This window comes from Shewanella sp. 10N.7 (assembly GCF_020806285.1).
Classification (GTDB): Bacteria; Pseudomonadota; Gammaproteobacteria; order Enterobacterales; family Shewanellaceae; genus Shewanella; species Shewanella electrodiphila.
The window spans coordinates 86,873-100,520 of sequence record NZ_JAJGZS010000007.1 but is presented as its reverse complement, the minus strand read 5'-3'; the positions used below and the strand labels follow the sequence as shown (position 1 = coordinate 100,520).

The window sequence follows — 13,648 nt, the reverse complement described above, 5'->3', positions numbered from 1 at the left end:
GATGGCAGATACAAGTATAGATAAATTGGCCGCGGAAGTGGGCAAGAATGTAGACAGACTGATTGAACAGTTTGCCGAAGCAGGAATTAAGAAAAGTAAAGCTGACAATGTTTCTGAAACTGAGAAACAAACTTTGCTAGACCATTTAAAGAAGCAGCACGGCGGCGATAAAGAGCCTCAAAAAATGACTCTGCAACGCAAAACCGTATCTACTTTAAGTGTAAATGCAGGTGGCGGACAATCTAAAGACGTTAAAGTAGAAGTACGTAAAAAACGTACTTTTGTTAAACGTGATGATAGTGAGCTAGCTGCTGAAGCTGAAGAACAAGCTAAGCAACAACAAGAAGCTGAAGCTGTAGCAAAAGCTGCTGCAGAAGCGAAAGCTGTTGAAGATAAAGCTAAAGCAGAAGCTAAGGCTAAAGCAGACGCAGAAGCGAAAGCTAAAAAAGAAGCTGAAGCTAAAGCCAAATCTGAAGCTAAACCAGCTAAAGCTGAAGACCCAGAGTCTGCAGCTGTAAAAGCTGAAGCTGAACGCATTAAAGCCGCGCAAGAAGAAGCAATGACTAAAAAGCAGAAAGAAGAAGCGGCGCAAGCTGCAGAAACTGCTCGTAAGCTTGCTGAAGAAAACTCTAAGCGTTGGGCTGAAGAAGAACGTCAACGTATTGAAGCTGAGAAAAATAGTGACCACCATATCACTACTTCGAAAGCGGCTCGTGCAGCTGAAGATACTTCAGATGCTGCTGATGAGAAACGTGGACGTCGTGCTCGTAACAAGAGCAACAATAAGAAACGTGGTGGTAAAGGCGGTCGTGATAACCGTAGCAACCATGCGCGTAACAAGAGTACTGCTCCTGAATCAATGGCACATGGTTTCAACAAGCCTGTTGCTGTAGTAAAAGGCGAGATCCGTATCGGTGAGACCGTTTCTGTTGCAGAATTGGCATCACGTATGTCAATTAAAGCCACTGAAATCATCAAGCAAATGATGAAGATGGGCTCAATGGTAACGATCAACCAAATCTTGGACCAAGAAACTGCGCAAATGATTGCAGAAGAAATGGGCCATAAAGTGGTACTACTTCGTGAAAACGAATTAGAGCATCAAGTACTGGGCGATCGTGATGAAGATGATGTTGTACTAGAGACTCGTGCTCCAGTAGTAACCATCATGGGTCACGTTGACCACGGTAAAACATCATTACTTGATTATATTCGTCGTGCAAAAGTTGCTGACGGTGAAGCCGGTGGTATTACCCAGCACATTGGTGCATACCATGTTGAAACCGACAATGGCATGATCACCTTCTTAGATACTCCTGGTCATGCGGCGTTTACGTCAATGCGTGCTCGTGGTGCTAAAGCGACAGATATCGTTGTATTGGTTGTTGCTGCGGATGATGGCGCTATGCCACAAACGATTGAAGCAATCCAACATGCTAAAGCCGGTAACGTACCGTTAATCATTGCCGTTAACAAAATGGATAAGCCAGAAGCTGATCCAGAACGTGTTAAGAGTGAACTAGCTCAACACGGTGTTATGTCTGAAGATTGGGGCGGCGAACATATGTTCGTTAACGTTTCAGCTAAAGCGGGTACTGGTATCGATGAGTTACTTGAAGGCATTCTTTTACAAGCTGAAGTATTAGAGCTTCAAGCTGTTCGTGAAGGTATGGCAGCAGGTGTTGTTATTGAATCTAAATTGGATAAAGGTCGTGGCCCAGTTGCTACTGTTCTTGTTCAAGAAGGTACTTTACGCCAAGGTGATATCGTTCTATGTGGTCTTGAGTACGGTAAAATCCGTGCAATGAAAGATGAGAATGGTAAGAGCATCACTGAAGCAGGTCCTTCAATTCCAGTTGAGATTTTAGGTCTTTCTGGTGTGCCATCAGCGGGTGATGAAGCGACTGTTGTACGTGATGAGCGTAAAGCGCGTGAAGTTGCACTTTACCGTCAAGGTAAATTCCGTGATGTTAAGCTAGCACGTCAGCAGAAATCTAAGCTTGAAAACATGTTTGCCAACATGACTGAAGGCGAAGTACAAGAGCTTAACATTGTACTTAAAGCAGACGTTCAAGGTTCACTTGAAGCAATTTGTGATTCATTAACTAAACTGTCTACTGACGAAGTTAAAGTTAGCATTATTGCTCGTGGCGTTGGTGCATTAACTGAAACAGATGCGACATTAGCCGCTGCTTCAAATGCAATTATGGTTGGTTTCAACGTTCGTGCTGATGCACAAGCGCGTAAGACCATCGAAGCTGAAAGTGTTGATTTACGCTACTACAGCGTAATTTACGACTTGATTGATGAAGTTAAAGCGGCAATGACGGGCATGCTTGCTCCTGAATTCAAGCAACAAATCATTGGTCTTGCTGAAGTACGTGATGTATTTAAGTCGCCTAAGATTGGTGCTATTGCGGGTTGTATGGTTACCGAAGGTACCATCAAACGTAGTGCTCCTATCCGTGTTCTACGTGAAAACGTAGTAATCTACGAAGGTGAGCTTGAGTCGCTACGTCGCTTTAAAGATGACGTTAGCGATGTTCGTAACGGCATGGAATGTGGTATCGGTGTGAAGAACTACAATGACGTCAAAGTTGGCGATCAGATTGAGGTCTTCGAGACGGTCGAAGTGGCCAGAACGCTGTAACACAGAAAGGGCGGCGTTAGCCGCCTTTTTTATTTATACAAAGCTATAAGGTATTAATGTTATGGCAAAAGAATTTAGTCGTACTCGCCGTATTGCACAGCAACTCCAACAAGAGTTAGCGATGATTTTACAGCGTGACATGAAAGATCCACGTATCGGTTTTGTTACTGTTAACGATGTTGATGTTTCTCGTGATTTAAGCTTTGCGAAAGTATTTGTTACTTTTTTCGAAGAAGATCAAGAATTAGTCGATCAAAAAATTGAAGCGCTTACGGCTGCGGCACCATATGTAAGAACCTTGGTTGCTAGTCGCATGAAATTGCGTGTTATGCCTGAGCTTCGTTTCGTCTATGACAGCTCGCTTGTTGAAGGGATGCGCATGTCTAACTTAGTTAGCCAAGTGATTACACAAGACAAAGCTAAGCAAGACAAAGCAAGACATGAAGAGTTTGGAACTGACGATGCTGACGCATCTGAAGAAAAACCTGAGGATAAAGATTAATGGCTCGTCGTCGCAAAGGTCGTTTTATTAATGGCATTGTACTGTTAGATAAAGGTACTGGCATCAGTTCTAACCATGCTTTGCAACGGGTCAAACGTCTTTATAACGCTAATAAAGCGGGTCATACAGGTGCGCTTGATCCTTTAGCTACTGGCATGCTGCCAGTTTGCTTAGGTGAAGCGACAAAGTTCTCACAGCATCTTCTCGATGCTGATAAGCGTTACTTGGTAACTGCTAAGTTAGGTGAAAGAACTGATACCAGTGACTCAGATGGTGAAGTGGTTCAGATCCGTCCGGTTAAGTTTACTCAAGCACTATTAGATGAATCATTAGAGCATTTTCGTGGTGATACCATGCAAGTGCCTTCAATGTTTTCAGCTTTGAAATATCAAGGTCAGCCTTTATATAAATATGCGCGTGAAGGGATAGAAGTTCCGCGTGAAGCTCGACCTATAACGGTTTTTGAATTGTTATTTGTGAGCCTTGAAGGTGATGATTTAACTCTTGATATTCATTGCTCTAAAGGCACTTATATTCGAACAATCATTGATGATTTAGGTGAAATGCTTGGGTGTGGTGCGCATGTCACCATGTTAAGACGTACCCAAGTCGCTGAATATCCTTATGCCAAAATGGTTACGATTGATCAGTTAACAGAGCTTGCTGAAGGAACGGATAAAGAAGATGAGTCTACTTTTACCGTACTTGATGAGCTGTTACTGCCAATGGATACAGCGGTTGCGAACTTCCCTGAGGTTAATTTAGCTGAGGAAAGTGTGCAATACATTATGCAAGGTCAACCTGTACAAGCATCAGGGTTAGAACCTGATGTATTAGTGCGGATGACATCTGGTGAAGACCGTCAGTTTATCGGCATCGGCACCATGAATGATGATGGTTTATTAGCGCCTAAACGTTTGGTTGTTGATCATAGCGCAGATTAGTTTACAGCTTTTATTAACTGTTCTGTGTTTTTTATTGCGATAGTGTCTGAATATAGTTAGAATGTCGCCCCCTCTGGCTGAGTTAGTGATTGGCTAGAGTTAATTTAATTTTTTCTGGAGATAAATATGTCACTAAGTAATGAACAAAAAGCTGCTATCGTAGCTGAATATAGCCGTGGCGAAAATGACACTGGTTCTACTGAAGTACAAGTAGCTTTATTGACTGCGCAGATTAACCATCTACAAGGTCACTTCAAAGAGCACATCCATGATCACCATTCACGTCGTGGTCTATTACGTATGGTTAGCGCACGTCGTAAACTTACTGCTTACTTAAAGCGTAAAGACGTAGCTCGTTATACTGCTCTTATCCAGAAGTTAGGTTTACGTCGTTAATATCGACGTTTAATTTGGGCATGGTTAACATACTCAAATTCAAACCGTGAAAAAGGAGGCTTATGCCTCCTTTTTTATTAGGTATAATTTACCGAAATGTTTAGCGTGAAAGTGCTTAAACTTGCTCGAGTTGCTGTATCGGCATTTCTGTTAGGTATTTAGATTCAAACTCTTCCAGCGGCAAAGGCTTACTGAAAAAGAATCCTTGGCCGATTTGACAGTTATGTTGTTGTAACCATTCAAGCTGTTTTTCGTTTTCAATACCTTCAGCAACAATATCTAAATTGAGCTGCTGACCTAACATTAAGATGGTTGATGCAATTGCTGCATCATGGGGTAAGTCGGAAACAAAACCACGATCAATTTTCATGGTTGTGATTGGTAAATGTCTAAGATAAGACAAGGATGAATAACCGGTACCAAAATCATCCACGGCAATACCGAATCCTGCGCTCTTTAGCTGCTCAAGCTTAGCAATTGCCTGATCTACATCATTCATCAAAGATGTTTCTGTTATCTCTATCTCAAGTAGCTCAGGGCGTATTTGGTAGCGTAAAGCTAATTGCTTGATGTCAGAAACCAAGCTGGCATCAGCAAATTGTTGTGAAGCGACGTTCACCGCTATTGGGATAGCGTAGTTGTATTTCTTTTCCCACTCGCGGATAACTTTACAGCTTTGCTCAATCACCCATCTTCCGATTGGGATAATAATCCCAGTTTCTTCGGCAATGGGGATGAATGACATTGGTGATATAAGCTCACCATTTTTTTGCCAGCGGATAAGCGCTTCACAGCCAATGACTCGATTGGTTCTTAAATCTAATTTAGGTTGAAAATAGAGCAAGAATTCATTGTGTTTTAGCGCGTCATGAAGTGATGCTTCGGTCTTTAACCTAACAGCGGCATTTTCTGTCATCTGTTGTTTAAAGAAGGCCCATTGGTTTGAACCAGCCGCTTTAGCGCTATACATGGCAATATCAGCGTGTCTAATTAAATCTTCTGCGCCCGGGCCATCTTCAGGATAGATTGAAATACCAATGGAAGCCGCAGGGTGTATCGCATGTTCATTGAGCTGCACTGGGGTATTGAGTTGTAGTAGGAGCTTATCGACAAAGTCAGCAGCTTGATCTGGGGTTTCAATATCATCAGCCACAATGACAAATTCATCACCGCCTAACCTGGCAACACTGCCTCTATCGCCGACAACAGTTTCTAATATGCGGGCAACGCGGGCAAGAAACTGATCACCAATCGCATGACCTAATGAGTCATTGACGTTTTTAAAGCGATCTAAATCAATGAACAATAATGCGAAATGTCTTTTGTGAACTCTAGCACGCTGAATCGTGACATTGAGAGTTTCCAGTAACAAGGTACGGTTAGGTAAGCTGGTTAACGGGTCTCTGGTTGCCATCTTTCTAAGTTTATTTTGTGTTTGGCTAAACTGTAATAAAATTTGGTTAAACTTCGATGTAACTAGCCCTAGCTCATCATCTTTATGGGCTGCAGACATAGGTAATAAGTTTTCATCAGGTAAATCAGGATCAATTTTATCTATGGCTTCACTGATCCTTGCAATCGGTTGAGTCAAGAACCGATGGAATACAATGGTCAGTACCAACGTCAGCAATAAGGCGCGAGCGAGAGTAGCAATAAAGCCTAATTGAAGTTGATTAAACAGGTTGTTAGTCATCTCTTGTGTATCGTAAAAGATGGTTAATGTACCAATAAGCTGCTGTTTTTTGTTCCCTTCGAAATAGAATGGTCTATATAAAGGACGTGATATTTCGTTTAAATCATTGAACAGGAAATGGCTTAAGTTGTCATAGTTTTCTGAAAACAACTTAGGCTTATTGCTAGCTGTGACAAATAAACTGCCGTCATCAAGGGTAATTACAGCTGAGCTAATATTATCAATCTTGATAATACCTTCGAGTGTTTGTTCGGTTTGTTTATCGTCTAACGCCCAGACAGCATTAGAGGCAGTTTGTTCTACTGAGTTGAGTAACTCTTCTTGCGAAGCGGTAAGTTGCTGCTTAGTCGTGACAACAACTAATGCAATTTCGACGACAAAAATGGCAATCGCAAAAAACAAAGCAGTAAATACAACTAAGTTTGTTTGCTTCCATGTCAGTGACTTAAACCTTTGCGTCATTCAAACGATTCCATTTGTTTTTATTAAATAATCACAGCTTTTATGGGTAACTGGTGCATTTAACATGTTGAACTCATTTAATGTGTTATTTTTATTTAGGGACAACAACAACTAACTGTAGACAAAATAACATTAAAAGTCATTAATTATAGCTGTTACAACTTATATCAATAGGCTATTTTTGTTCAAACAAAAATGGTGTTTCAAACAGTGGAATCTTGTTAGGTTATCTATTCATTGAGTGATTAGCTGTTTTATCGGCTGATAGAAGATTAATTTTAATTATTTTTTAGCGGTATATTGCGATGCGCTTTAACTATTGTAAAAAATTGCAGTATACTTATGCGCGTAATTTAAAGGTCAATAATTAAGGAATGGGTCAAGTGAATCCAATAGTAAAGAGTTTTGAGTATGGTCAACATACCGTCACCTTAGAAACAGGTGTTATTGCACGTCAAGCAGACGCTGCAGTTTTAGCGAGCATGGGCGACACAACTGTATTAGTTACAGTCGTTGGTAAAAAAGTAGCTGATCCTAGCCGTGACTTTTTCCCATTAACAGTAAACTACCAAGAAAAAACCTATGCAGCAGGTAAAATCCCTGGTGGTTTCTTCAAGCGTGAAGGTCGTCCAAATGAAGACGAAACGCTTATTGCTCGTCTAATCGACCGTCCAATTCGTCCTTTATTTCCGAATGGTTTTAAAAACGAAGTTCAGGTGATCATCACAGTCGTTTCTGTTGATCCTCAAATTGAGCCTGATATGGTTGCTATGATTGGTACATCAGCAGCGCTATCTATCTCAGGTCTACCTTTCAATGGCCCTATCGGCGCAGCACGCGTTGGTTACATTGATGGTGAGTACTTATTAAACCCAACAGTTGATCAAGTTGCTGAAAGTGACCTTGACTTAGTTGTTGCAGGTACTGACTCAGCTGTTCTTATGGTTGAATCAGAAGCTAAATCTTTAGCTGAAGAAATCATGCTAGGCGCTGTGACTTATGGTCACGATCAACAACAAGTTGTTGTTCAAGCCATTGCTGAGTTTAAAGCTGAAGCGGGTAAACCAGCTTGGGATTGGATTGCACCTGTTCAAGATGCTGACTTAGTTGCTCAAATTAAAGAGCTAGCTGAAGAAGGCATGACTGCAGCTTACCAAATCGAAGTTAAGCAAGATCGTTATGCTCAAGTTGGCGCTGTTAAAGCAGCTGCTAAAGAAGCACTAATGACTAATAACCCAGATGTTGATGCTCGCGAAGTTGATGGTTTACTTGGCAGCCTTGAGAAGAAAGTTGTTCGTGGTCGCATCATCAGTGGTAAGCCACGTATCGATGGTCGTGAGCCTGACATGATCCGTGCATTGAATGTACTAGCTGGCGTACTTCCACGTACTCACGGTAGTTCATTATTTACACGTGGTGAAACTCAAGCACTAGTAACTTGTACTTTAGGTACTGAACGTGATGCACAAAAGATTGATAGCATCATGGGTGAACGTACTAACCGCTTCATGCTTCATTATAACTTCCCTCCATACTCTGTTGGTGAAACAGGCATGGTTGGATCACCTAAGCGTCGTGAAATTGGTCACGGTAAGTTAGCTTGGCGTGGTATTAACGCTGTTATGCCTTCTGCAGAAGAATTCCCATACAGTGTTCGTGTAGTATCTGAAATTACTGAATCAAACGGTTCAAGCTCTATGGCTTCTGTTTGTGGTACTTCATTAGCATTAATGGATGCGGGTGTACCAATTAAAACTTCAGTTGCAGGTATTGCAATGGGTCTAGTTAAAGAAGGCGACGATTTCGTTGTTCTTTCTGACATCTTAGGTGATGAAGATCACTTAGGTGACATGGACTTTAAAGTTGCTGGTACTCGTGACGGTATTACAGCGCTTCAAATGGATATAAAGATTGAAGGTATCACTAAAGAGATCATGGACATCGCGCTTCAGCAAGCATACGGCGCACGTGTTCATATTCTTAACGTTATGGACCAAGCAATTGGTGGCGCACGTGAAGATATCTCTGACCACGCTCCACGTATCACGACTATCAAGATTAATCCTGAGAAGATCCGTGACGTAATCGGTAAAGGTGGTGCGACTATCCGTGCATTAACCGAAGAAACTGGTACAACTATCGAGCTTGATGACAATGGTACAGTGAAGATTGCATCTTCAAACGGTGAAGCAACGAAAGAAGCTATCCGTCGTATCGAAGAAATCACTGCAGAAGTTGAAGTGGGCCGCATCTACAAAGGTAAAGTTATCCGTATCGTTGATTTCGGTGCGTTTGTTAACATCTTACCTGGTAAAGATGGCTTAGTGCATATTTCACAAATCAGTGAAGAGCGTGTTGCTAACGTTTCTGATCATCTTGAAATGAATCAAGACGTCGACGTTAAAGTGATGGAAGTTGACCGTCAAGGTCGTGTAAGACTTTCTATCAAAGAAGCTAACGCGAAAGAAGAAGCTGCTGCAGAATAAATTCTGACATCAGTTCAACTTAGAAAGAGACCTTAGGGTCTCTTTTTTGTTTTGTGACATAGAGTAATCTTTTTATGCTGATTGGCACTTAATGTTACTTCACTTGTCAAAATGCTAGTTGAATCGCTTTTGCTGCAACTTTCGCTCGCTTTATATTAATTGAAGCTAGTGTAAATTCAGTAAATGAAATTTTATCAGCATCTGCATAGCCCTAATGTAGATAGGTTGATATGATGCAAAGAAATTATAGAACCTGATAAGGTATTTAAATGGAACAGAAATTACGTACCACAGTCGTCGCATTATGTGTGGGTGCCAGTTTATTATTGTCAGGTTGTGCTTCTTTATCTGGAAGTGCTGACAGCGCAACTAGCGGTAAGGTGATGGTTGCACCGAATGTCCCAGATTATAAATTAGAAGTCACCTTGGCTAAGCTAAATGAAATCTTAGGCACAATGGAGTTAACCCCTGAGCAACGAGCTCGTTTCCATTATGACCGTGGTGTTATCTACGATAGTGTAGGTTTGCGTTTACTTGCCCGAATAGACTTTCATCAAGCGATTAAACTTCAGCCTAACTTAGCGGATGCTTATAACTTCTTAGGGATTTATTATACCCAAGAAGGTGAGTTTGAAAGTGCATATGAGTCTTTTGATGGGGTACTCGAATTATCACCTGAATACGACTATGCGTATTTGAATCGTGGTATTGCATTGTATTACGGTGAGCGTTACGAATTAGCCGCGCAAGATATGCAAGACTTTTTACGCAAAGAGCCTTCTGATGGTTACCGTGCGCTGTGGCTATATTTAGTTGACTCGCCTAGAAACACTGAAACTGCACAACTCGCATTAGTTGAAAACAGAAAAGCATTGAACGAACAAGCCTGGTCAACGGTATTAGTGGATTACTACTTAGGTACACTGACTAAAGAACAGGTCTTTGAGGCAGCGAAAGAGAACTTATCTCAGCCTAAAGAGTACTCAGAGCGTTTATGCGAAACTTACTTTTACTTAGCTAAAAAAGCAGTCGAGCAACAGGATTATGAGTTAGCGATTGATTATTATCGATTAACGCTAGCAACTAACATTTATGATTTTGTTGAACATCGCTATGCACGTATAGAGCTTGCACAAACACAGCAAAAGTTAGCTGAGCAAGCAGCTAAGCAGCCTTAATTATATGCGTTAAACCCAGCGTATTAACGTCAGAAACAAAGCTAGTCTCTATACAGGGGCTAGCTTTTTTATTTTATGTCATTTAATAATGCGAAAAGTATGATCATACTTTATAGGCAAAGTATGATCATACTTCAGTCCGTTCACCAAAAAGTTGTCATACTTCCATTCATTATCCTCATGTCAAACTTACAGTTAAGTTTGCATTTACCTTCTCTTATTCTGAATTTATAAAACCATCATTAATCGTTGGAGTCAGAATAAGGTATTAATAATCAGTGGTTTATGCTTTTCTTTACCTTGGTTATGAGCAAGAAACTAAAATCTGAACAATCATTCAAATTTTGAAAGATAAATTTTCTTTGCTTTTGGAAATAAAGTTTTAGCAGTAAAAGAATGTGGCTGAAAAGTTTGCCAACAAGTGTGTTGAATACTTCATACCTTAAATCAGACTTAAGCTTGGATTTTCTATATTAAAATTCTCACAAGTTATTTACAAAGCTTGTTAATGACAAATTGAAGGACTATTAAGTTCTAGTTGAGTTAAACGTGATGTTTCTACTGCTTATTAGCTAGAGGTAAAAATGGAAAGGTGTGTTAAAGCGGTAATCTGTTTTTTGATCGCACTACTTACATCTTTAACTAATGTTTACGCTAACGACTCTTTAACTTTAAGCATGAGCGGTGTAATTGAAGAACGTTGTGTCGTTGGAATTGTAGATTCAATTCCCTTTGATTTTAGCATTGAGCTATCTCACACAGCGAATCTATCAATTGAATGTAACTTGCCTATGCTCATAGCATTGCGCTCTGATTATGGCGGACTGGAGTTAATAGACGGTTCAGTTGAAACAAGCTTAGTGGCTGAATACCAAGTTGAACTTAATATCGACTCTTTAAATTTTTCATTGAAACAAAAGTCTAAAGAGTTAATAGATGAACAAAGATTTATCACCGGAGCAGATATTCCATTTAATACATCTGGAATGATCAAAGTGAGTTTATTTGAGCCATTGAAGTTTGCAGGTGAATATCAAGATACATTGCATATTGATGTATATCCGAATTTCGTTAATAGCGGAATATAAGAATTCTTCTAATGAAGAGAAGAAAACCACCGATTTGTTGGTGAGAACAAATCGGTGTAGCAAAAAACCAATCTGAATATTAAAAAGGAGTTTTACCATGAAAAAGTATACTTTAGCAGCAGCTGCTGTAGCAACTTTATTTGTAGGTTCAGCAAGCGCAGTAGAAGTTAACCTAAGCGGCAACATTCAAGAAGTCTGTGAAGCGAGTGCTAGCACTACAGCACTTAACGATATGTCAACGACTACAATACCAGGCTTTTATTTTGAGTGTAATGACCGTGATGGTGCGACAGTTACGATTACAAGTGCTGAAGGTGGATTACAAGGAATTGACTCAGAAGATCTCGTTATCCCTTATGTAGCGACACTTTCTGTAGGTGGTTTTGGTGACATAATCTTGGATTTAACAACTGGTGGTAACACCGGTGCTAATGATGCTTCCGAATCTCTTTCCTATACTGGTCCACAGCTACTTAACGGCGTAGCAGCAACATTGGAAATTAACTTTGGTGCGCTAACTACAGGTACTGGTGCTTGGGCTGGTGCATATTATGATCAGTTAACAATTCAAATCTCAGCAATTTAAGACTTTAACAACCTATGCGGGAGAACATCTCCCGCATTATTACGGAATAAAACTTATGGAAAAGTTATTAAATAAACAGTTAATACTCAGTATATTCATTCTCTTTACTTCTTTGTTTCTTGCCAATCCTTACGCGCTTGCTTATCAGGTTCAGCCTATGTCTGCTGAAATAAAACCTTTTGGAAAGCAATCACAGTATTCTCTTCGTGTTGATAATACCGATTCATTTCCTGTTTCATTAGAATTTATTCCATGGCTAGTCACACAAGATGAATTTGGTAAAAATACCTTATCTCCTGCAGATAATGATTTACTCGTTATACCTATGACAGCGGTTGTCCAGCCAGGAAAGTCACAAACTATTATGGTTCGTTACTTAGGTGAGCCTGTGATAGAGCAATCACAAACTTATTCTATTGAGATTAACCAAGTTACTGTTGCGATGGAAGATGTTTCAGCGTCTGAACTTGGGATCGCATTTAACTTTAAAACGATGCTGAATGTCACCCCTGATGACTCAAAGGCTGAGTTAAACGCAAAGTCTTTCCAATCTCACGGAGATACCTGGAACATTGAAGTTGTCAATAGTGGTAACCGCTTTGCAAAAATTACTGAAATGGAGTGGGTCGTTTCAGATGGTAACCATTCAGTGACGTTAGATCGCGACAATATTAAGGACTTTGTTGTAGGCAAAATGGTGATGCCTAATGCGTCTCGAATTTTTAAAGTCAGTCAAATAGATAAAATTGATATGGGTAATGCCAGCGTAAAAATTAAATGGTTACAACAGTAATTGTCATCTCAAGAATTTCAAAAATAGATCATAGATCTAGATAACACAAGAGCAGTAGTAATGAACCCTAAACGGAGTGATGAGATGATTAACCTTAATACGTTTTCCACCTCAATCACTTTTTTATGCTTGGTGATATCACTGTTTATGATGAGTCACTCGTTTGCATTAGAAATATCCCCACTGACACTTGAGTTAAAGTCAGACTCCAGGCCTCAATATCAACAAATTTTTGTTAGAAACCCTTCAAATAAGACGGTTCCTGTTGAAATAAATTTAAACCAAATTGTATTTGGTCCTGCTTCAACAGGTAATTCCTTTTCGCTGTTAGCTGTAGAAAACGATAGTGAATTATTGGTTTTCCCCCCAGCATTAGTATTAGAGCCAGGAGAAGTAAAGTCAGTAAGAGTTCAATGGATAGGGACACATGCTGTGAAGCAGTCAGTAAGTTATTTCGTGCGCTTTAGTCAACCGAGTTTATCGCTGCCTATGTCAGAGGATAATTCTCAGGAAAATACGCAAAGTGGAGTTAAGGTTTTTGTGCATTTCAATGCGGTTGTTCATTTGAGTGCGAATGATTTGTTAGCTGATTTAACCGTTGTTGAAGGTTCAATAGAGTTCAATGAACAAGAACACAAGCTAGCTTTTGATGTGAAAAATAATGGTCAGCGCTACAGTTATTTAAAACCATACCATTTAGCAGTAGTAAACTCAGATGGCTCGACTACTCCATTACTAAATGAAGCCGCTTTTAGCCAGTTAGGGGATATATTCTTTCCTCCTCAAATGATTAAAAAGGTATCTATTCCCTATGAAAAATTATGGGTTCAAGGTACTAAACTCAAAATCAATAATTCACAAAGAGATTAG

The 13,648-nt window shown here is 40.1% G+C and carries 11 protein-coding genes; 10 read left to right on the top strand and 1 reads right to left on the bottom strand.

From position 1 onward, the window contains the following. The first annotated feature begins 1 nt into the window (after position 1). From infB to rpsO, 4 genes are all read left to right on the top strand, one after another. The gene (gene infB, locus LMH66_RS06280) at positions 2-2,650 is read left to right on the top strand and encodes a translation initiation factor IF-2 (protein WP_229368961.1); all 2,649 of its coding nucleotides are present in this window, start codon (positions 2-4) and stop codon (positions 2,648-2,650) included. 61 nt (positions 2,651-2,711) lie between these two features. After that, a complete protein-coding gene (gene rbfA, locus LMH66_RS06275; RefSeq protein ID WP_102526898.1) occupies positions 2,712-3,152 on the top strand; it encodes a 30S ribosome-binding factor RbfA in 441 nt (146 codons plus the stop codon). Further along, positions 3,152-4,096 carry a tRNA pseudouridine(55) synthase TruB gene (truB, locus tag LMH66_RS06270; protein ID WP_229368960.1) on the top strand — a complete coding sequence of 315 codons (945 nt, stop codon included), beginning with the start codon at positions 3,152-3,154 and terminating at the stop codon, positions 4,094-4,096. Before rbfA ends, truB begins: the two co-directional genes overlap by 1 nt. 126 nt (positions 4,097-4,222) lie before the next feature. Then, positions 4,223-4,492: a 30S ribosomal protein S15 gene (rpsO, locus tag LMH66_RS06265; RefSeq protein WP_055023715.1), complete on the top strand. Its 270-nt coding sequence runs from the start codon at positions 4,223-4,225 to the stop codon at positions 4,490-4,492. 115 nt (positions 4,493-4,607) lie between these two features. Here the strand turns inward: rpsO and LMH66_RS06260 are convergent, their stop codons facing one another. Next, the gene (locus LMH66_RS06260; RefSeq protein ID WP_229368959.1) at positions 4,608-6,647 is read right to left on the bottom strand and encodes a putative bifunctional diguanylate cyclase/phosphodiesterase; all 2,040 of its coding nucleotides are present in this window, start codon (positions 6,645-6,647) and stop codon (positions 4,608-4,610) included. Positions 6,648-7,030: 383 nt separating this feature from the next. Here LMH66_RS06260 and pnp point away from each other — a divergent pair, with 383 nt between their 5' ends. The 6 genes from pnp to LMH66_RS06230 all read left to right on the top strand — a co-directional run bounded on the left by pnp (position 7,031) and on the right by LMH66_RS06230 (position 13,648). After that, entirely contained in the window at positions 7,031-9,133 is a 2,103-nt protein-coding gene (pnp, locus tag LMH66_RS06255) for a polyribonucleotide nucleotidyltransferase (protein WP_229368958.1), read from the top strand. Positions 9,134-9,402: 269 nt separating this feature from the next. Further along, positions 9,403-10,311 (top strand): lipoprotein NlpI, encoded by a 909-nt coding sequence (nlpI, locus tag LMH66_RS06250; protein ID WP_102526901.1) that lies wholly within the window; start codon positions 9,403-9,405, stop codon positions 10,309-10,311. Positions 10,312-10,895: 584 nt separating this feature from the next. Next, positions 10,896-11,399 carry a hypothetical protein gene (locus tag LMH66_RS06245; RefSeq protein WP_102526902.1) on the top strand — a complete coding sequence of 168 codons (504 nt, stop codon included), beginning with the start codon at positions 10,896-10,898 and terminating at the stop codon, positions 11,397-11,399. Between the two features lie 97 nt (positions 11,400-11,496). Beyond that, positions 11,497-11,985, top strand: coding sequence for a hypothetical protein (locus LMH66_RS06240; RefSeq protein WP_229368957.1), 489 nt, complete (start codon positions 11,497-11,499; stop codon positions 11,983-11,985). 55 nt (positions 11,986-12,040) lie between these two features. Then, on the top strand, positions 12,041-12,778 hold the full coding sequence (locus LMH66_RS06235; RefSeq protein WP_229368956.1) for a hypothetical protein: 738 nt from the start codon (positions 12,041-12,043) through the stop codon (positions 12,776-12,778). A 60-nt stretch (positions 12,779-12,838) separates the two neighbouring features. Continuing rightward, entirely contained in the window at positions 12,839-13,648 is an 810-nt protein-coding gene (locus tag LMH66_RS06230) for a hypothetical protein (RefSeq protein ID WP_229368955.1), read from the top strand.

Bases quoted from the DNA above. Each gene is read 5' to 3' on its own strand.
- LMH66_RS06245 (WP_102526902.1), top strand. From the start codon at position 10,896: ATGGAAAGGTGTGTTAAAGCGGTAATCTGTTTTTTGATCGCACTACTT.
- nlpI (WP_102526901.1), top strand. From the start codon at position 9,403: ATGGAACAGAAATTACGTACCACAGTCGTCGCATTATGTGTGGGTGCC.
- rbfA (WP_102526898.1), top strand. From the start codon at position 2,712: ATGGCAAAAGAATTTAGTCGTACTCGCCGTATTGCACAGCAACTCCAA.
- infB (WP_229368961.1), top strand. From the start codon at position 2: ATGGCAGATACAAGTATAGATAAATTGGCCGCGGAAGTGGGCAAGAAT.
- truB (WP_229368960.1), top strand. From the start codon at position 3,152: ATGGCTCGTCGTCGCAAAGGTCGTTTTATTAATGGCATTGTACTGTTA.
- LMH66_RS06260 (WP_229368959.1), bottom strand. From the start codon at position 6,647: ATGACGCAAAGGTTTAAGTCACTGACATGGAAGCAAACAAACTTAGTT.
- LMH66_RS06235 (WP_229368956.1), top strand. From the start codon at position 12,041: ATGGAAAAGTTATTAAATAAACAGTTAATACTCAGTATATTCATTCTC.
- LMH66_RS06240 (WP_229368957.1), top strand. From the start codon at position 11,497: ATGAAAAAGTATACTTTAGCAGCAGCTGCTGTAGCAACTTTATTTGTA.
- LMH66_RS06230 (WP_229368955.1), top strand. From the start codon at position 12,839: ATGAACCCTAAACGGAGTGATGAGATGATTAACCTTAATACGTTTTCC.
- rpsO (WP_055023715.1), top strand. From the start codon at position 4,223: ATGTCACTAAGTAATGAACAAAAAGCTGCTATCGTAGCTGAATATAGC.